Here is a 17,449-nt window from a genome sequence, read left to right as displayed (position 1 = left end):
CTAAGATCGCTTCTGAACGTCGGACCGATCTGACCCGTGCTGGGATTGGCCGAGCTGCCTTGGAATTGACCTGTCGATCGGGTTCCGGCGTTCCCCGAGCGTTGCCGGGCCCAGCGTCTGTGACCTAATAGGAGCTTTGTTCTGCACCGTGAGTGTCCTGTCCTGCGATTGGGGTTGGCGATGCGCCCACTACAACGGATACACGCATGGAACAAAACGAAGTGATTCTGGGGGTTGACACGCATCTGGATACGCATGTCGGGGCTGTGATCAGCGACACAGGCAGGCTTCTCGGAACGCGATCGGTATCGACCGACACGGCAGGATATCTCGATCTGCTGACATGGGCGAATTCGTTCGGCCATTTGCGTCGCGCCGGAGTTGAAGGGACCGGCACCTACGGAGCGGGATTGGCCCGCGTGCTACGCGATCATGAGATCGAGGTGCTTGAAGTCAATCGTCCCGATCGCGCGATGCGCCGATCCAAAGGGAAGTCCGATCCCACTGATGCGGAAAACGCCGCGCGTGCGGTCCTCTCCGGAAGGGCTACGGCTATTCCAAAGGAACAGTCCGGTGCCGCCGAGGCGATGCGCGCCGTCTCCGTTGCCAGGCGCAGTGCAGTCAAAGCAAAGACGCAGGCTATCAACCAGTTACGGGCTTTGCTCGTCAGCGCACCGCAGGAAATCCGTGATCGTCTTCTGAAAGCGAAGACGGCAGAATGCGTTGAGAGTTGTGCCCGTGTCCGCTCGCTGGGCAAAACGCCAATGCTGCAAACGCTGACGGCGACGCTGCGACTGCTGGCGAAGCGTTGGCTGACGCTGGCGGAGGAGCTCAAAGCACTAGACACCATGCTCGACAGCCTTACCATCCAGCACGCTAGGCGACTTCGCGAACGATTCGGCGTTGGGCCGCAGACTGCTGCAGTGCTAGTTGCTGTGGCGGGTGACAATCCCGAACGCCTGAAAAGTGAAGCTGCGCTGGCGGCACTTTGTGGCACAAGTCCATTACAGGCCTCGTCCGGCAAGACGGTCCGGCATCGGTTGAACAGGGGCGGTGACAGGTCTGCAAACAATGCCCTTTGGACCATTGCCATGGTTCGGATGCGCAGCGATCCGCGCACCCGCGCCTATGTCGAACGCCGGACGAAGGAAGGCATGTCCAATAAGGAAATCCACCGCTGCCTGAAGCGCTATATCGTCCGGGAGTTGTACCCGCTCATTCTGGCCGATCTGGCCGATTCGACGGCCTCTGCTTGACATAGGAGCGTCAATTCGGTGATGGAACGGTTCTTCCTGAACCTGAAGATGGAACGCGTGTGGCAGCGTCGGTACGCCAACCACGACGAGGCCCGGCGCGACATCAACCAGTACATTGTCGGTTTCTACAACGCCGTACGATTGCACTCAACATTGGGCTATCTGTCGCCCGCTGCCTACGAGGCGAAACCGACAGTGAAAGAACCTATCTGCCTGTCCGAAATAACTTGACCACTACAGGGTGCGCGTGTGGGCCGCTGTGTGGGCCGCTCTGTGTGGGCCGGTTAGTGGGCCGTTAAGCGCCGGCAGCGCGGCTCACGATCTCGACCGTGGTGACGATCTCCGCGTAATCCGCCGCGAGATTGGCAAGCGAAAGCGCATGCACGTCTTCGGCCGCCCACATGCGGCCGTTCAGGTCGTGCATGTCGAACGTGAAGGCCGCGTCGCTTGCCACTAGCGTCTTGAAGCCCAGGTTGCCAGCCGTGCGCGCGGTCGATTCAACCGAGTTGTTCGTGATGACACCCGCAATCACCACTTCGGCGATCTGCCGCACCCGCAGCCAACGTTCGAGGGCGGTCGCGATGAACGCATCCGGCACGTTCTTTTCGACAACATGCTCGTGGCCGCCCGGCGCGAACGCCGCCTGAAACCCGACTCCGCTCTGCCCCGGCCAGAACACCGATTCCGGCTCGCGGGAAATGTGGCGCACGTGGACGATCGGCCGCGCGGTCTTGCGCCAATGTGCGAGCAAGGCCGCGAGATTACGTTCGGCGTCCGGGTTGTTGCGGCGGCCGAGCTTCGGATGCTGAATGCCTTTTTGCAGATCGATCAGGATCAGCGCGGCGTTGTCGTCGAGGCGCTTCATGGCGAGGAAGGTCCGCTTTGATGTGAGGTAAGCGGCTCATTGTACGAGCACGGGCGCGCATCGCGGCACACCTTAGCCGATGCATTCGCGCTTGCCTGCAACTGCGTTGCATCGCACAATCGACCCCATCCTTCCTACCGGTGCCCGCCCATGGCCTACGCCTCGCTCGCCACAGGCGTGCTGCTCGCCGCCGGCTCAGGGTCGCGCTTCGACCCGGACGGCCTGCACAACAAACTGCTTGCGCGAATGCCCGACGGCACGCCGGTCGCCCACGAAGCCGCGCATCGGCTGCTGAGGGTCGTCTCGCGGGTGCTGGCCGTGGTGCGACCGGGCTCGGACGCACTCGCGCGCTTGCTGAACGACGCCGGTTGCGACGTGGTGTTCGCCGCCGAAGCGGAGCGCGGCATGGGCGCGAGCCTCGCCGCCGGCATCGAGGCCAGCGAGGACGCCGAAGGCTGGGTCGTCGCGCTCGCCGACATGCCGCGCATCGCCGTCACGACGATCGAAGCCGTGGCTCGCGCGCTCGATGGCGGCGCTTCGCTGGTCGCACCGTTTTATCAGGGACAGCGCGGCCATCCTGTTGGCTTCGGCGTCGAACATCGCGAAGCGTTGATGACGCTCGACGGCGACACCGGCGCGCGCTCGCTGCTGATGTCGCAGCATGTGACACGGCTGGATGTCGACGACCCGGGGATTCTGCGCGACGTGGATACACCGGAGGACTTGCGTCATGTCTAGCGCGGTCGACGCGGGCTCCCGGGCGGCACGCTTGCTCCAGGCGTACGTTTAGGCGCACACTGTACATCCATACAGTATTTTGGCCGTATGGATCGGCGCATAACGCGGTGCGCACATCCACGGCGCATCAGCATGAAACGCATTCCGATCGAACCGTCTTTTGCCGCGTGGCGGCGCGCCGCACGAACGCTGTTGCGGCAAGGTGTCGAGCCTGGGCAGATCGAGTGGATCGAATCTGACGGCGCGGCGGCGCCCGAACAGAACACTTCGGGCACCGCCACCACTGCCGCGGCCGTCCCCGCGATTCCTCGCGAACTGCTCGCCTGGCTGAAAACGGCTGGCTGCTTTCGGGCGCCGGACCGCTGGGCGCTGCTGTATCGCGTCCTGTGGCGTTGGACGCACGGCGAGCGCAACGTCCTCGATCTCAACGACGCCGACGGCGCGCTGCTCGATCAGCGCATCCGGGCCATCGAGCACGAAACGGACGATCTGCTCACGCTTACGCTGTTCAGACGGCGCGATCCGTCGATGGGTCCGCCTGAGTTCGTCGGCTGGTACGAGCCGCATCACGATTTGCTGGAGCGCGCCGCCGCGCGGTTCGCCCCCCGCATGGGCGCTTCCACGTGGACGCTGGTCACCCCGCACGGCGCGGCATTCTGGAATGGAATGCTGCTGCGCATCGGGCGGCCGCTCCCAGACGAGGCCGAATACGCCGCCCCGGCGTCAGATCAGATGTCTGCTCCGGCGTCTGCTCAGGCGTCTGCTCAGGCGTCTGCTCAGGCGTCTGCTCAGGCGTCTGCTCAGGCGTCTGCTCCGGTGTCAGATCAGGCCCCCGCTCAGGCGTCGGCCGCGAGCGCCATGACCGGCGAAGCCATCACCAGCGAGCCCACTGAAGCGCTCTGGCTCGCGTATTACGCAAGCGCTTTCAATGCGGCGCCATCCCCGGTGCCGCTGCGCTACTGGCGAACGCCGCCGGCTGGTCCGCCGTTACCCGCGCATCTCGCACGGGCGCGCAGCCGTCTTGGCGCACAAAGCGCCCCTATTACGGTACCGGACGCGCCGCCGGTCGAGTATTCGGCGCTGACGCCGCCGTTGCTCGAGCCTCGCGGGCCGCTCGCCGCCTGCAGGCGGTGCGCTTTATGGCGCAATGCGACGCACGCGGTTGCGGGCGCCGGGGCGGCGGATGCGGCAATCATGGTGGTCGGTGAACAGCCCGGCGAGCACGAAGACCGGCAAGGCGAACCCTTCACCGGACCGGCCGGCCAGCTGCTGGACACCGTGCTCGCGCGCGCGGGCGTCGAACGCGCGACGCTGTATCTGACCTATGCCGTCAAGCATTACAAGTGGGAATTGATCGACCAGCAGCGCGTCCACCGTACGCCTGCGCGGCGCGAGGTCGAAGCTTGCCAGTATTGGCTCGAAAGAGAACTTACGCGGATCGCGCCGCGCGTCGTCGTCACGCTTGGCGCGACCGCGCTGAAGGCGCTGACGGGCGCGCACGTCAATCTGTCCGAATACCTCGGTCAGACGATCTTCCACGGCGGGCGCCTGGTCGTGCCGACCTATCACCCGGCGTATGCGCTGCGAACCGCCGACGCCCGCTTGCGCGCCGACATCGAGGCGACGATCGTGACGGCTTTCAGCCGCGCGGCGAAACTGGCGGACGGCTGAGAGCACCGCGCCCAAACCCGCCCGAAGCCACATGAACCGCGCGAACGAACCTGCGCGCCACGCGCCCGCCAACCCGGAATGGCGAGCCCCGCGTAAAAGAGCCGCGTAAAAGCTTCTTTAGCCCGCGCTAACGACCAACCGGCCAGCCAAACAACGAACAGGCGGAACGAACAGCCAGAACGAACAGCCAGCGAACCCAGCGAACCCGACAGCGTTGCGTCCCAGGCAACAATTTGCCGAACGCCGTACGCCGCTCGAAGGTGAGGAAGTTCGGGAGACCTCAAAACCGCAACGGCGAGCGTCTGCGGGAGGCAAGTGCCGGATCGCCGCGGCCGGGCATGCCGCTTGCGCGCCAAGACTGTCACGCAAGCCGTTCCGATTCCGCCTAAGCTGATGTGAAACCGCGATTTCGAGCGCAACGCCCAAGCGTCGAATGCAGCCTGCGCGCCCACCCCACCACACTATCCATGAGCGAAACCAGCCCGCGCCTTTTCATCGTCTCGCCCCATTTCGACGACGCCGTGTTCAGTTGCGGCGCACTACTCGCCGCGCATCCCGATGCCGCGGTCTGCACGGTATTCGCCGCCCCGCCCGAGCAGGCAATGCATACCGAATGGGATGAAAAGTCGGGGTTCAAGGACGCCCATCAGGCAGTCCACGCACGCACGCTCGAAGACAACCGCGCACTCGAGGTGCTCGACGCAATTCCGCTGCGCATGCCGTTTCGCGACGGCCAGTACCTCGACTCGCCGTCGATCGCCACGCTGGCGGCGGCGCTCGAAGAAATCATTTACCGCTCGACCGCCAACACGCTGCTGATGCCGCTCGGCCTGAATCACGCCGACCACGAGCGGGTGTACGAAGCCTGCTGCGAAATCCTGCCGCGCCTGTCGCATCTCAAGTGGTTCGGTTACGAGGAAGCGATCCGCCGGCGCACGCCCGGCGTCGTGCAAGCGCGGCTCGCCGATCTGGCGCGGCGCGGCATCGTCGCGACGCCGGCGCATCCGGGCGCGCATCACACGATCGATCCGGAGCGCCAGGCGCTGCTCAAACGCGAAGCCGTCAATGCGTACGAAAGCCAGCTGCGCGCCTTCGGCGCGGGCAACTACGAGGACGTTTTCGCCGCCGAACGTTACTGGCAACTCAGCGTCTGCCGCCGGCCGAAAAAGTAGCCGCCCGGCGCGTGTCGAATCGCCTACGCTTGAAAAGAACGGCAGGCACGTACTCAACCGCCGCCCGCAGTATTGGCCCACTTCTCTACTTCAAGGTGATGCAATGAGCTACGACATGCATACCAGTCCGATTCCCGATCCGCACGCCGACCCGACCCGCGACCCGGAAGGCGATCCGCTGGTGCCGCCGTCGCCCGGTCATCACACCGAGGAACCGCAGCGGCCGGAGGGACCGCCGGACAAGGATCCGGTGTGAGACCGCGCGTTCATGAGCATTGTCATGAACACCGTCATGAACGCCGGTCCGACGATCAGCGCGTGAGTTCGGTCAAGCCTTGCAGAAGGCGGTCGATATCGGCCGCGTGAATGTCGCCCATTGTCGAGATACGGAACAGTTCGGCCGACAGGCAGCCCTGACCGGCATAGATGACGAAACCGCGCGCCTTCAATGCGTCGTGCAACTGCGGATACGACACGCCGTCCCGAGATCCAGGTAATACGTGCGCCTCGCCGCTTGCGCGAGCGCCGAGCGCCGCGCGCCGCGCAGGCAAAAAATCAGACAAATACACAAGGGTTTCCCCGCCCTCTACCCATCGCGCATCAAAGCCGTAAACACAGTCATCGACAGGCCCGTTGCTGCAAGCGAATCACAAAGTCTCAGACCGACCACCTGGAACAAATCCCCGCCTATGACTCTGAACAAAAAACTGGCCTCAATGATCGCCGTCCTCTGGACCGGCCTGATCCTGATCGGCGGCTTCGGCGCGTGGCAAAACCGCGCCGCGATGATCTCCGACCGCCGCGATCAACTTACTTCACTGATCGACCAGGCGAACCACATCGTCAACCGCTACTACACCCTCGCGCAGCAACACACGATCACCGAAGACGAAGCCAAAAAGCAGGCGCTGGAAACATTAGCCGCCATGCGCTATGGCAAAGACGGCTACATCTCCGTCAACGACTCGCAGCCCGTCATGCTGATGCATCCGATCAAGAAGGAAATCGTCGGCAAAAACCTGGCGCAGTTCGTTGACCCGGCAGGCAACCACCTGTTCGTCGACATCGTCAACGCAGGCAATCGCGACGGCGGCGGTTTCGTCGACTATCTGTGGGCCAAGCCAGGCAGCGACCAGCCCGTCGCGAAGACCAGCTACGCGCTCCACTTCGCGCCGTGGGACTGGTATATGGTCACCGGCATGTACATGGACGACGTGCAGCGCGCGTTCTACGCCAGCCTGCTGCGCTGGCTCGTCATCACCGTGACGCTCGGCGCAATCGCCACGGCCGTCATGCTGCTGGTTCTGCGCAGCGTCCGCCGCTCGCTCGGCGGCGATCTTGAAGCGGCCGTCGACGCAGCCCAACACATGGCGCGCGGCAACCTCGCTATGCGCGTGCCGGTTCGCCCCGAAGACACCGGCAGCCTGCTGCACGCGCTCCGCACCATGCAGGCCGGGCTCGTCGATACGGTTTCGCGCGTGCGTCAGGGCACCGAGAACATCAATGTCGGCGCGACCGAAATCGCCGCCGGCAACACCGATCTCTCGCAACGCACCGAAGAACAGGCGGCGGCGCTCGTCGAAACCGCGTCGAGCATGGACCAGATGACGGTCAACGTAAAACAGAACGCGGACAGCGCGCAGCACGCGGCGCAACTCGCCGGCCAGGCCGCGGATGTCGCCACGCGCGGCAGCCGCGTGGTCGACGACGTGGTCCGCACGATGGGTGAAATCACCAGCAGCTCGCGGCAGATCGGCGACATCATCGGCGTGATCGACGGCATCGCGTTCCAGACCAATATCCTCGCGCTCAACGCAGCCGTCGAAGCGGCCCGCGCGGGCGAACAGGGACGCGGCTTCGCTGTCGTCGCGGCGGAAGTGCGCAGCCTCGCGCAACGCTCGGCCACGGCCGCCAAGGAAATCAAGGCGCTGATCGAGACCTCCACCGGCACCGTCGAAGCAGGCGCCGCGCTGGTCGCCAACGCCGGTTCGACGATGGGCGAAATCGTGCAATCGGTGCGCCGCGTCAATGAAATCCTCGAGGAAATCAGCAACGCATCGCGCGAACAAAGCGCGGGCATCGAGCAGGTGAATCGCGCAGTCGGCGAAATGGATCAGGTCACGCAGCAGAATGCGGCGCTCGTCGAGCAAGCCGCCGCCGCGGCACATTCGCTGAAAGATCAGGTGGGCGTGCTGCGCGAGGCGATTTCGAGCTTCGCTCTGCCGGCCTGAGGCTGCGTGTCCACTCCGCAGTGCAGCGCAAAAAAGAAGGCGCTCGACAGACAGGGAGCGCCTCTTAACACGCCGCGTCGGAGTTGACGCATTAATCGAACGAACCGGCCGCGCGGATTTTTCAAACCGCGCGGCTTTTTTGTTTTTCCCGGCCACTCCCGTCCGCACACTATCCGCCCCCCGCCCAAACAGCCGCTTTTCAGACGCGCGCCTCGCCACCGGACTCCCCCGGGGAGCGCCCCGCGAGCGCCGTCCCGGCAAGGCTCGCCGTCAGGTTGCTCCACCTCCTCCACCTGCTCGCGATCGTCGCCGAAGCAATGTCCGGCGCGCTGATGGGCATGCGCCGCTGCATGGATCGCTTCGGCCTGTGCGTCGTCGGCACCGTCACCGCGCTCGGCGGCGGCACGGTGCGCGATGTGCTGCTCGGTCACGATCCGCTTGCATGGGTCTCGCATCAAGATTACGTTCTGATTACAATCGGGGCGGCAACGGTTGCCGCGGCGGGCGCGAAGTGGCTGCGCGACCTGCTGTGCAACCCGATACCGCACGGGTCGCGCAAGGAGCTGTACGCCAGCATCGCGCTCGGCGCCGGTGCGCTGTACGTCGCCTTGCAAGCCTGCGACGTGGCGCCGGGGCCGGCCTCGCTCGCGGTGCTGGCGAGCGGCTTCGCAGTGCGCATGCGGGCCGTGCGGTTTCGTTGGCAACTCAAGGTATTTACCGCCGCCGATTCGGGCGGTGCAGGCTAATCCCGCTGTTCCTATCCGCACCCATGATCCAGAAGAAGAAATCGCAGTCGCATGATCCGTACGCGCCGGTCGCGAAGAACCCTTTGCTGAGCGCGCGCCTGCCGATGTGGCGCTCGAAATTCGTCGTCCTGCTGGTGTTCGGCGCCTTCGCGTCGCTGGCCGGCCGCGCGTTCTGGGTGCAGGTGGTGAATCAGGACTTCTACGTCGATCAGGGGCAAAAGCGCTATCAGCGCACCATCGAACTGGATGCGACGCGCGGGCGGATCGTCGATCGCAATGGCTCGATGCTCGCTGTGAGCCTCGCGACCTACGAGATCTGGGCCACGCCGAAGCTGCTCGACGAGGCCGCCTTCCCACCGCTTTCGAAGCTGCTCGATCTGCCGCTGGCGGAATTGCGCCGGCGGCTCACCGCCGACAAGGCCTTCGTGCTGCTCAAACGCCAGGTGGATGCGGATACCGCGGATCACGTCGGCAAACTGGGCCTCGCCGGCATCACGCACATTGCGGATTCGAAGCGCTTTTATCCGGAGGGCGAATCGGCGGCCCACGTGGTCGGCTTCACGGATATCGAGGACAACGGCCAGGAGGGCGTGGAACTCGCTGCCAACGAACGGCTGCTCGGCGTACCCGGCCAGCGCGAAGTGATCCGCGACCGGCTCGGCCGGGTGGTGTCCGAAACACGGCCGCTGGTGCCGCCGCAGAACGGCCAGACAATCCATTTGACGATCGACCGGCGGATTCAGCAGCTCGCCTATGCGCAGCTCAAGGAAGCGATTGCCAGGCATCACGCCGAAGCCGGCAGCGTGGTCGTGCTCGATGCGCGCAACGGCGAGATTCTGGCGCTCGCCAACTATCCGAGCTTCGATCCGAACGACCGCGCTCGCCTGACCGGGCGGCAACTGCGCAATCGCGCGGTGGTCGACACCTTCGAGCCCGGCTCGACGATCAAGCCGGTGGTGGTCGCGCTGTCGATCGATCAGGGCAAGGTGCGGCCGCAAAGCGTCATCGATACCGCGCCGGGCTGGTACAAAATCGGCCCGGCGGTGATTCACGACACGTCGAATCACGGCGCGATGACCGTTGCCGAAGCGGTGCAGAAGTCGAGCAACATCGCGCTCGCCAAGCTCGCGCTGAATCTGCCCGCCGAAACGATCTGGACCAAGTATCAGGAATACGGACTCGGGCTCAGACCCGAGCTGACCTTTCCGGGCGTCGCGTCGGGCAAGGTGCGCCCGTACAAGCGCTGGCGTCCGATCGAACAGGCGACCATGGCGTATGGCTACGGCCTGTCGACGTCGCTGCTGCAGATTGCCCAGGTCTACACGGCGTACGCCGGCGACGGCACGATGCATCACGTGAGTTTGTTGCGGGATCCGGCGAGCGGTACAAGCGGTGCAAGCGGTACAAGCGGCGCAAGCGGCGCAAGCGGTGCAAGCGCCGGCCGCGCCGCCGCCGATGCGCCGTTGGCCACGCGCAAGGGCCAGGCGGTCACGACGCCCGCCACCGCGCGCGCAATCCGCTCGATGCTGGAAATGGCCACCGGCCCCGGCGGCACCGGACGCGCCGCGGCGGTGGAAGGCTACCGGATCGGCGGCAAAACCGGCACGGCACGCAAACAGGTCGGCGCGAGCTACGCGAAAAACCGCTACCGCGCATTGTTTGTCGGCATGGCGCCGATGAGCGACCCACGGCTGATCGTCGCGGTGATGATCGACGATCCGGCCGGCAAGGCGTTCTATGGCGGGACGGTGGCCGGTCCGGTGTTCGGCGCGGTGACGGGCGGCGCGTTGCAGTTGCTGGGCGTGCCGCCGGATGCGTGACGGACGGGCAGCGCGGCCCGATCACGCTGCAGAACTTCTGGCTGATCGAAAAGCTCGCGCATTTCGACCGCGAAGTCATTCCCGAACGCCACGGGGCGTGCCCGTTCAGCGACACGTCCCGCGCCCGCCCGACAACTATCGACGTTGCGCGTGATCGCCGGCCGCTTGCACCATCGCTTCGATGCAATTGCGGCCATTGCGTTTGGCCTGGTACATCGCGCGATCGGCTTCATCCATCATCGCCCGGCCAAGCGTGGCTGTATCCGCCGGCGCGCCGGCAATCGTGCGCGCCGCCACGCCGATCGACACAGTCAACTCGATCCGTTCGCCGTGATCGTCCCGCAGATCCAGCTTTTCGACCGCCAGCCGCACACGCTCGGCGACCGTCAGCGCATCGCCCCGATCGCCTTGCAACAGCGCCGCGAACTCCTCGCCGCCGTAGCGCGCCACGGTATCGCCAAGACGCACCTGTTGCCGCACACAGGCCGCCACTGCCGCCAACGCGCGGTCGCCGGTCTGATGGCCGTAGGTGTCGTTGATGCGCTTGAAGGAGTCGATATCGATGAACAGGCAGGCGACCGGCGTCGCATAACGCGCGGCGCGCATGATCTCCTCGCGCAGCCGCTCGTCGAAGTAACGGCGATTTGCGAGGCCAGTCAGCGCGTCGGTCATGCCGAGTTGCTTGAGCCGCTCGCGATGCGCGACATTGTCGAGACTTGCTGTGACGATGCTCGCAAAGCGTTCCAGAATATCCGTGGCCATGCCTTCGCCGAAACGCGCGGGGTCATCGCTGCCGAGGCATAGATAGCCGCTGACGTTGTCGCCGGCGGCAAGCGGCAGCACGATCGCACTCGCCGGCAAGTCGTCTTCACCGAAAAATGCGCTGCAGGCGAGCTCGTCCAGTTCACGCGGCTGCCCCAGCCACGGCCAGCCCTCGTCGCACAGACGCTGCGCGGCGAGTCCTCCTTCGCGTGACGTCTTCAGATCGGTCTGGCCGAGGGCCTGCAACGCGCCCGGCTCGACCAGTTCGAGCAGCATCGGCGCGCGGTCGTCGAGCCATAGCCTGACGCTCGCCAGCGAGAATTCTTGCGGCAGATGGATGAACAGCGTGTCGAGAAAGGACCTGAAATCCTGCGAGCCGATCAACCGCAACTCGACGTTCTGAAAGCGCCGCAGCGTGCGCTCGTTGTGCTGCACGGTATCGACGAGCGTGCGCAGGCGATCGGAAAGCGGCGTTTGGGCGAGGTTTGTCACGTTATCAACGATGCGGCCCGGAGGCGAGGCGGGGCCGATGCCCCCAACCACCGTAATAACGGCCGATTCCGCCAGCTCTTGAGGGCAGGATCGCAGCGCGTGTAAGTGGAAGCGCTTTTACGCGCGATCTTAAGTTTGGCTTAATTCTTCCCTGTAACTATGGCGCTCAACATCCCCTGTTGAGCCGCCAAAACATCGGCGGCGCTTTTTTTCCGGGGTGTCGCCGACGCGCCGAAAGATTGCATGCCTGCGAAGAAGGAGTCAAACCATGGTTGAAGACACGGTATTCGAGCATCTGCGCGCCATGCCCGGCAACGAATGGGTACGCCAGATCCACTCGTGCAAGGTCTCGGACCCATTGCAACCCCCTTGGGGGCGCTCGTACAGGCTCGTCGAATGGACCATGAAACACACCCCCGAATCGAGCCGCCGCGTGGTGCCCGCGGAAAGCACGCCACTTGAAATCGCTCAGGCGGTCGTGTCGCACATTCCGGGGCGCCGGTTCTGCCAGCAAAGCGACGAGTAGCACCCGTACTCAGCTTTTCGCACGTTTGGCCACTTCCTCGCGATACAGCGCGAACTCTTCCGCCGCCGCCCTCGCAACGCTCGGACGTTGCATCAACCGCTTGTAGTAATCAGCAACCGCCGGCCATTGCGACAAGTCGATGCCGCCATACGACGCCCAGTTCAGCACCGTGACCAGATAAGCGTCGCCGACACTGAAAGCGTCGAGCAGGTACTCGTTTTGCGCCAGATGTTTTTGCAGGACACTTAGCCGCAATCCGGCCTTCTCGCGCGCATAGCGCTTCACATCTTCCGGCGCGCGCGCATCGAGCAGCGGAACGAACACCGCCTTGTGCAATTCCGTACCAATAAAACCCAGCCATTGTTGCAGCCGCGCGCGCTGCGGCGTGCCCACAACCGGCACAAGCCGTGCGGCCGGATAACGGTCGGCCACGTACGGCAGGATCGCCGTGTTTTCGCTCAACAGCCAGCCTTCGTCCGTGCGCAGCACCGGCACCTGCCCGAGCGGGCTGATCGGATAAAAGTCGGAACCGTCGGACAGCTGCTTCGATTGCGTATCCACCTGAATGTATCCGGCTTGCGCGCCCGCCTCGTACAAGGAAATGCGGGTGGCCATCGAGCACGCAAGCGGAGAGAAGTACAGATCCATGAGACAACTCCCTGTCGTTGATGTTTTTGTACTATATTGCATATAAATCATTTTTTCCATAATTTTTATGCCGACCAGTACAAAAAAAGAAGTGCGTCCACGTGGACGCCCGCGCGCCTACGATTCCGACCAGGCGCTCGCCGATGCGAGAGACGTGTTCTGGCGCAGCGGCTACGCCGGCACCTCTCTGGATCAATTGAGCGCCGCGACCGGCATGAACCGGCCGAGTCTGTACGGCGCATTCGGCGACAAGCATGCGTTGTATCTGACGACGCTCGAGCGTTACATCGAGGCCGGCCGCCTCGCGATGGTTCAGGCGCTCGGTGAAGACCTGCCGTTGCCGCAAGCGCTGCTGCGTGTGTATGACGAGGCGCTCGCGTGGTACTTGCCGGCAGACGGCGCTCAGCTCGGCTGCTTCATGATCGGCACGGCCGCAGTCGAAGCGGTGGATGACGCCGAGGTGCGCGCTGCGCTCGCAGAAGGACTGCGGACCTACGACAAGACCTTCGAGAAGCGTTTCAGGCTCGCCCAGGCCAAAGGCGAACTGCAAGCGGATGCTGAACCCGCGCTGCTCGCGAAGATCGCCTCCGCGATTCTGCACAGCCTCGCGCTGCGCGCCCGCGCGGGCGATTCGCGCGCGTCGCTGCGGGCCACCGCGACCGCGGGTGTGGCGTTGATATGCGGCAGTGCGGGAGAGTTGGCAGGACCGGCGAGCAAAGCCGCAACGAAGAGACGTGTCCGGTAATCGTCGCGTCTGACAATACAGACAACTGACGAAAAAACGGATGCGTTAAAAACTCAACCGGGCGTTGCGGTCGAATCACACAACGCCAATGCGTCGTCCAGACGATCGTTGCCCCAAAACATTTCATCGCCGACAAAAAACGTCGGCGCACCGAAGATGCCCTTGGCCGCGGCCACCGCCGTCTGTTCACGCAGGCGCAGCTTGTTGGCATCGCTTTGCGCGTCGGCGATGATCTGCTGCGCGGGCAAACCCAGTTCGCCGAGCGCCTCGCTCACCACGTCGATCGAGCCAATGTCCCGATCGAATGCGAAGTTCAGTTGCATGATGCGGCGGCAGTAAGCGGCGATCCAGCTCTGCTCCGCGCCCAGCAGCGCCACGCGCGTCGCCAGCAAGGCGGTACGCGGGAAGGTTGTTGGGCGCGCCCATGCGAGACCGTATTTGCGGCATTGCCGCTCCATGTCTTTCCACATGTAGGCGCCCTTCTCCTTCTGCAGCACGAACGGCGAGTTGTCGAAACCGAGGGCGCGAAAGATCGGCCCCAACAGGAAGGGCCGCCAGTGGATCGCCACGCCCCGTTGCATGGCCTGCGCTTCGATACGCATGACGCTCAAATAGCTGTAATTGCTGCCGAAGTCGAACCAGAACTCGATTTCGGACACTCCGGCGTTCACGGAAGACACAGCGTCATTCATTTTTTCCTCTCCCCCGATTCATACGCAGCGAGATATCGCAGTCGATAGTTCGGCATGCTTTGCATTAAATACCGCGGTGCGCCGCCTATGCGCTGTGACGCCGGTACAGCGCGAGCGAACCTGCCAATGCCACCAGCATGCCGCCGCATATGCGCTCGAGCCACATGGCACCGGAACGCTTGAGCACACGGATCGCCCGCGCGCCAAGCAATGCGTAAGCGACTACCGCAAAGAGAAGCAACGTGGTTTCGCGCATGACGACTCTCCGTTCGATGAAAGCTTGGTGATGCTGTGAAGTGACGCGGTGTGGTTTGGCGGCCGCTGTTGCAACGCGCGTTTGCAATCCGCCTTTGCAATCATTAACAGTCGCAGGAAATTGTCATGCCTATGATCGCCTATCCATCCGCCACGTTTAGGGGTCACGACATGAACTATCCGTATGACATCCTGACTGCCGTGTGTCTTTTCATCATCGTCATCTCCACGACGATCATGCTCGCGCTCTCCTGAACCCCTGCCGCGCTCCGTCCTTTCCGGGGCATTGCAAGCGCTCGAACACGACCTGCGCGATTCCATAACAAGACGGGATATACTGTACATATATACAGGCTTTTCGTCTGACTAATGCGCCTTCCCCCCTTCGAACCCCCGACGCTCGCCGAACTGCGCGCCTGGTGGCGCACCCGCGACGAGCAGGCCGTGCAGCGGCTGATCCTCGAGATCCAGCGTCAACGGCTCACGCTGCTGGAGTTGCGCAACCTGATCGACGCCGGCGTCCAGCAGGCACGCGCAACGGATCGCTCGTTGGTCGAACGCGGCGAACCGCTGATGACGCTGCGCATAAGGATCGCGCAGGAAGCGCTGCGCGTCGGCGAGATCGACGATACGCGGCAGATGAGCCGTGCCGGGCAGGAACGGCTGGCTGTCCGCACCGAGGGCCAGATGGAGTACGCACGAGAAAGCCGCTTGAGACGGCAGCGCCGAAACATCTAGCCGCAGCATGGGCACGCTCGCTATGCGCGCAAACCAACCTCTCGCCCTGCTGAATCAGCGCGTTTGCGTCGCTACGCGCAGCCCGAGCGAAATGAACAGCACGCCAATGATCTTGTTCTGCCAGCGGCTGAGCCACGTCAAGCGTTTGACGAGCTTGCCCAACGGACGGATGGTCAACACGATGAGCGTCGTATAAAGCGCGCTCATGCCAACGAAGATCAATCCGAGCGTCGCGAACTGCAGGAACGAAGAACCGTGCTCGGGATGGACGAACTGCGGCAGGAACGCGAGGAAAAACAGCGCTGTCTTGGGGTTCAGCACCTCAGCGGGAATCGCCTGAAAAAAGGCTTTGGAAGCCGACACGGACGCGACAGCCGGCATATGCGTGCTCGCCTGCTTTTCGCGCAATGCGCGAATGCCCAGATAAACGAGGTAGGCGGCGCCGACGAATTTGACGGCATTGAAGGCGAGCGCCGAAGTCATCAGCAACGCCGACAGGCCGACCGACGCGCCTAGCGTATGAATAAAATCGCCGACTGCAACGCCGAGGCCGGTGAGAATGCCCGCCTTTCGACCGCCATGCACGGTGCGCGTCAAAACCAGCAGCACTGCTGGACCGGGAATCAGAAACAGCCCTAGTACAACGGCAACGAACGTCCCTAGCGTTGAAAGATCAAGCATGTCGTCTCCTTGGCGACGCGCTGCCTCCAGAAAGTAAGCGGCCGCGCGTTCAGCCAATGATTGTAGACGAACACATGGGATCTGGATCTGCGCGGTGCGCGAGCGCGCTGAGAGGTCTTTTGCGAATATGCGTAGAGGCGCGTGGAGATACGGCGAGGAAAGCATCACGCGCGACGGTGTGTGCGCAATGCGAAAAAAGCGAGAGGAAAGCGTGACGAATCGCCAGACGAGGAATCTGGCTTCGCCCCAGCCGGGAGCTAGATTCGCCACGTCCATGATTATGCTGCACGCAGTGTCTTACGTCATTGCGTCACTTCGCAAGGGAGCGTTACCGAATCGGCGAGAATCGCGGCGAGGCGGTTGTGGGTTGTGTATGGGCGATTTGCCGGCCATGCATGGCCTATCCGTTACCATTGCGAACATGGAAGCGCGTGCGTCCTGTTTTTTCATCTACCGAAGTTCTTGCCTTGCCTACCTATACATTGCCTGCGGCGCTGACCGCGGAACTCGAGATTCGCAAGAGTCGTTTTATAGCGCATGCGATACCGGTCGCCGACCGCGACGCCGCGATGGCCGAATTGCGTCGCCTGCGCGAGGCGCATCCTGCCGCGACGCATGTGTGCTGGGCGTTGCTGGCGGGCGGCCAGTCGGGCATGTCCGACGATGGCGAGCCGTCCGGCACGGCAGGCAGGCCGATTCTCGAGGTATTGCGGCACCATGATCTGGACGGCGTGCTGGCAGCTGTCGTGAGGTACTACGGCGGGGTGAAACTGGGCGCCGGCGGCTTGGTGCGGGCTTATACCGATGCGATTGCCTCGGCGTTGCTCGATGCACCAAGGGTCGAGCGGATTGCTCAGGTTTTGCTGACCGTCGAGGTGGGCTATGCCGATGAGGCGAAGATACGTCGATGGATCGAGGCTCAGGAGTATGCGTTGGTGGAAAGCGCTTATGGGATGTTGGTGCGGATGACCGTCCGGTTGCCGGTCAATGCCGTTGATGACGCCCAGCGGCAGTTGGTGGATATGACTCAGGGGAAAGCCGGGTTTTTTTGATTTTTTGCCTGAGCGGCGCTGGTTGTCTGTTCGCCTGCGGCGGTGGCCTCTCTCTTCTTATCGGCTTACTAGCGTTGCCCCTGTGCGGGGCGGCACCTACTTTTCGTTGCCCCCAAGAGGACTTCCTTCGGGGCGCCCGCCGCCAAGAAAAGTGGGCTCGTTATGATGGGTGAACTCAAGCAGGAAATGTTGAAAATCGTTGGCCTTAAACCACGCCAGAAAATGCATGGGATCGTCTCACTGTTACCATGCTGTTCTGTACCGGGACGACGCATGACCGTATGGATTCGCGAACGCGCCGGGGAGGCTTCGTGAACCCGGCTGGCAAACGGTTCTCGTGCATGATCTTGTCTTACGAC

Annotated in this window: 18 protein-coding genes and 4 pseudogenes; 14 read left to right on the top strand and 8 right to left on the bottom strand. The window is 63.6% G+C overall.

Going from position 1 to position 17,449, the window contains the following annotated elements; translation table 11 throughout:
• The first annotated feature begins 206 nt into the window (after positions 1-206).
• The gene (locus AC07WT_RS26170; protein ID WP_494949164.1) at positions 207-1,256 is read left to right on the top strand and encodes an IS110 family RNA-guided transposase; all 1,050 of its coding nucleotides are present in this window, start codon (positions 207-209) and stop codon (positions 1,254-1,256) included.
• Between the two features lie 12 nt (positions 1,257-1,268).
• A pseudogene (locus AC07WT_RS26165) lies at positions 1,269-1,487 on the top strand (IS3 family transposase); the annotation flags it as partial.
• Between the two features lie 64 nt (positions 1,488-1,551).
• Here the strand turns inward: AC07WT_RS26165 and AC07WT_RS26160 are convergent.
• Positions 1,552-2,121 (bottom strand): cysteine hydrolase family protein, encoded by a 570-nt coding sequence (locus AC07WT_RS26160; protein ID WP_494949163.1) that lies wholly within the window; start codon positions 2,119-2,121, stop codon positions 1,552-1,554.
• Between the two features lie 150 nt (positions 2,122-2,271).
• Between AC07WT_RS26160 and AC07WT_RS26155 the strand changes: the two genes are divergently transcribed.
• The 4 genes from AC07WT_RS26155 (at position 2,272) to AC07WT_RS26140 (ending at position 5,958) form a co-directional block, all read left to right on the top strand.
• On the top strand, positions 2,272-2,859 hold the full coding sequence (locus AC07WT_RS26155; RefSeq protein WP_494949162.1) for a nucleotidyltransferase family protein: 588 nt from the start codon (positions 2,272-2,274) through the stop codon (positions 2,857-2,859).
• 132 nt (positions 2,860-2,991) lie between these two features.
• Entirely contained in the window at positions 2,992-4,530 is a 1,539-nt protein-coding gene (locus AC07WT_RS26150) for a UdgX family uracil-DNA binding protein (RefSeq protein WP_494949161.1), read from the top strand.
• 467 nt (positions 4,531-4,997) lie between these two features.
• Positions 4,998-5,702: a PIG-L deacetylase family protein gene (locus AC07WT_RS26145; RefSeq protein ID WP_492591497.1), complete on the top strand. Its 705-nt coding sequence runs from the start codon at positions 4,998-5,000 to the stop codon at positions 5,700-5,702.
• A 115-nt stretch (positions 5,703-5,817) separates the two neighbouring features.
• Entirely contained in the window at positions 5,818-5,958 is a 141-nt protein-coding gene (locus AC07WT_RS26140) for a hypothetical protein (protein ID WP_492591522.1), read from the top strand.
• Between the two features lie 55 nt (positions 5,959-6,013).
• Here AC07WT_RS26140 and AC07WT_RS26135 read toward each other — a convergent pair.
• A pseudogene (locus tag AC07WT_RS26135) lies at positions 6,014-6,247 on the bottom strand (2-aminoethylphosphonate aminotransferase); the annotation flags it as partial.
• 144 nt (positions 6,248-6,391) lie between these two features.
• Between AC07WT_RS26135 and AC07WT_RS26130 the strand changes: the two are divergent.
• From AC07WT_RS26130 to AC07WT_RS26115, 4 genes and pseudogenes are all read left to right on the top strand, one after another.
• The gene (locus AC07WT_RS26130) at positions 6,392-7,933 is read left to right on the top strand and encodes a methyl-accepting chemotaxis protein (protein WP_494949160.1); all 1,542 of its coding nucleotides are present in this window, start codon (positions 6,392-6,394) and stop codon (positions 7,931-7,933) included.
• A gap of 275 nt (positions 7,934-8,208) precedes the next feature.
• Positions 8,209-8,679 (top strand): trimeric intracellular cation channel family protein, encoded by a 471-nt coding sequence (locus tag AC07WT_RS26125; protein WP_494949159.1) that lies wholly within the window; start codon positions 8,209-8,211, stop codon positions 8,677-8,679.
• Positions 8,680-8,702: 23 nt separating this feature from the next.
• Positions 8,703-10,499: a peptidoglycan D,D-transpeptidase FtsI family protein gene (locus AC07WT_RS26120; protein WP_494949158.1), complete on the top strand. Its 1,797-nt coding sequence runs from the start codon at positions 8,703-8,705 to the stop codon at positions 10,497-10,499.
• Positions 10,496-10,588 (top strand): annotated as a pseudogene (locus AC07WT_RS26115) (catalase); the annotation flags it as partial. The gene AC07WT_RS26120 and the pseudogene AC07WT_RS26115, both read left to right, overlap by 4 nt.
• 46 nt (positions 10,589-10,634) lie before the next feature.
• Here AC07WT_RS26115 and AC07WT_RS26110 read toward each other — a convergent pair.
• Complete coding sequence (locus AC07WT_RS26110) at positions 10,635-11,753, bottom strand: GGDEF domain-containing protein (protein ID WP_494949157.1); 1,119 nt, start codon at positions 11,751-11,753, stop codon at positions 10,635-10,637.
• A 268-nt stretch (positions 11,754-12,021) separates the two neighbouring features.
• On the opposite strand from AC07WT_RS26110, the gene AC07WT_RS26105 reads away from it, so the two are divergent.
• Positions 12,022-12,279, top strand: coding sequence for a DUF2866 domain-containing protein (locus AC07WT_RS26105; protein WP_115105644.1), 258 nt, complete (start codon positions 12,022-12,024; stop codon positions 12,277-12,279).
• A 9-nt stretch (positions 12,280-12,288) separates the two neighbouring features.
• Here the strand turns inward: AC07WT_RS26105 and AC07WT_RS26100 are convergent, their stop codons facing one another.
• Complete coding sequence (locus tag AC07WT_RS26100; RefSeq protein ID WP_494949156.1) at positions 12,289-12,927, bottom strand: glutathione binding-like protein; 639 nt, start codon at positions 12,925-12,927, stop codon at positions 12,289-12,291.
• Positions 12,928-12,994: 67 nt separating this feature from the next.
• Here AC07WT_RS26100 and AC07WT_RS26095 point away from each other — a divergent pair, with 67 nt between their 5' ends.
• Positions 12,995-13,672: a TetR/AcrR family transcriptional regulator gene (locus AC07WT_RS26095; protein WP_494949155.1), complete on the top strand. Its 678-nt coding sequence runs from the start codon at positions 12,995-12,997 to the stop codon at positions 13,670-13,672.
• 53 nt (positions 13,673-13,725) lie between these two features.
• On the opposite strand, the gene AC07WT_RS26090 is transcribed toward AC07WT_RS26095, so the two are convergent.
• Complete coding sequence (locus AC07WT_RS26090; RefSeq protein WP_494949154.1) at positions 13,726-14,364, bottom strand: 2-hydroxychromene-2-carboxylate isomerase; 639 nt, start codon at positions 14,362-14,364, stop codon at positions 13,726-13,728.
• 85 nt (positions 14,365-14,449) lie between these two features.
• Positions 14,450-14,611, bottom strand: a pseudogene (locus tag AC07WT_RS26085) (LysE family translocator); the annotation flags it as partial.
• A 134-nt stretch (positions 14,612-14,745) separates the two neighbouring features.
• Here AC07WT_RS26085 and AC07WT_RS26080 point away from each other — a divergent pair.
• On the top strand, positions 14,746-14,874 hold the full coding sequence (locus AC07WT_RS26080) for a hypothetical protein (protein ID WP_494949153.1): 129 nt from the start codon (positions 14,746-14,748) through the stop codon (positions 14,872-14,874).
• 111 nt (positions 14,875-14,985) lie between these two features.
• On the opposite strand, the gene AC07WT_RS26075 is transcribed toward AC07WT_RS26080, so the two are convergent.
• Together AC07WT_RS26075 and AC07WT_RS26070 are read right to left on the bottom strand one after the other, a co-directional pair.
• Positions 14,986-15,366 carry a hypothetical protein gene (locus AC07WT_RS26075; protein WP_494949152.1) on the bottom strand — a complete coding sequence of 127 codons (381 nt, stop codon included), beginning with the start codon at positions 15,364-15,366 and terminating at the stop codon, positions 14,986-14,988.
• 45 nt (positions 15,367-15,411) lie between these two features.
• Complete coding sequence (locus AC07WT_RS26070) at positions 15,412-16,038, bottom strand: LysE family translocator (RefSeq protein WP_494949151.1); 627 nt, start codon at positions 16,036-16,038, stop codon at positions 15,412-15,414.
• Positions 16,039-16,505: 467 nt separating this feature from the next.
• Here AC07WT_RS26070 and AC07WT_RS26065 point away from each other — a divergent pair, with 467 nt between their 5' ends.
• A complete protein-coding gene (locus tag AC07WT_RS26065; RefSeq protein ID WP_492591521.1) occupies positions 16,506-17,090 on the top strand; it encodes an IMPACT family protein in 585 nt (194 codons plus the stop codon).
• Positions 17,091-17,449: the final 359 nt, after the last annotated feature.

The organism is Paraburkholderia sp. GW821-FHT02A12 (assembly GCF_059422005.1).
Note: the sequence above shows the minus strand (reverse complement) of the source record. Positions and strands in the feature narration are given on the sequence as shown.

Coding starts and splice junctions, on each gene's coding strand:
- AC07WT_RS26170 (WP_494949164.1), top strand. CDS start 207: ATGGAACAAAACGAAGTGATTCTGGGGGTTGACACGCATCTGGATACG.
- AC07WT_RS26160 (WP_494949163.1), bottom strand. CDS start 2,121: ATGAAGCGCCTCGACGACAACGCCGCGCTGATCCTGATCGATCTGCAA.
- AC07WT_RS26155 (WP_494949162.1), top strand. CDS start 2,272: ATGGCCTACGCCTCGCTCGCCACAGGCGTGCTGCTCGCCGCCGGCTCA.
- AC07WT_RS26150 (WP_494949161.1), top strand. CDS start 2,992: ATGAAACGCATTCCGATCGAACCGTCTTTTGCCGCGTGGCGGCGCGCC.
- AC07WT_RS26145 (WP_492591497.1), top strand. CDS start 4,998: ATGAGCGAAACCAGCCCGCGCCTTTTCATCGTCTCGCCCCATTTCGAC.
- AC07WT_RS26140 (WP_492591522.1), top strand. CDS start 5,818: ATGCATACCAGTCCGATTCCCGATCCGCACGCCGACCCGACCCGCGAC.
- AC07WT_RS26130 (WP_494949160.1), top strand. CDS start 6,392: ATGACTCTGAACAAAAAACTGGCCTCAATGATCGCCGTCCTCTGGACC.
- AC07WT_RS26120 (WP_494949158.1), top strand. CDS start 8,703: ATGATCCAGAAGAAGAAATCGCAGTCGCATGATCCGTACGCGCCGGTC.
- AC07WT_RS26105 (WP_115105644.1), top strand. CDS start 12,022: ATGGTTGAAGACACGGTATTCGAGCATCTGCGCGCCATGCCCGGCAAC.
- AC07WT_RS26100 (WP_494949156.1), bottom strand. CDS start 12,927: ATGGATCTGTACTTCTCTCCGCTTGCGTGCTCGATGGCCACCCGCATT.
- AC07WT_RS26095 (WP_494949155.1), top strand. CDS start 12,995: ATGCCGACCAGTACAAAAAAAGAAGTGCGTCCACGTGGACGCCCGCGC.
- AC07WT_RS26090 (WP_494949154.1), bottom strand. CDS start 14,364: ATGAATGACGCTGTGTCTTCCGTGAACGCCGGAGTGTCCGAAATCGAG.
- AC07WT_RS26080 (WP_494949153.1), top strand. CDS start 14,746: ATGCCTATGATCGCCTATCCATCCGCCACGTTTAGGGGTCACGACATG.
- AC07WT_RS26075 (WP_494949152.1), bottom strand. CDS start 15,366: ATGCTGCGGCTAGATGTTTCGGCGCTGCCGTCTCAAGCGGCTTTCTCG.
- AC07WT_RS26070 (WP_494949151.1), bottom strand. CDS start 16,038: ATGCTTGATCTTTCAACGCTAGGGACGTTCGTTGCCGTTGTACTAGGG.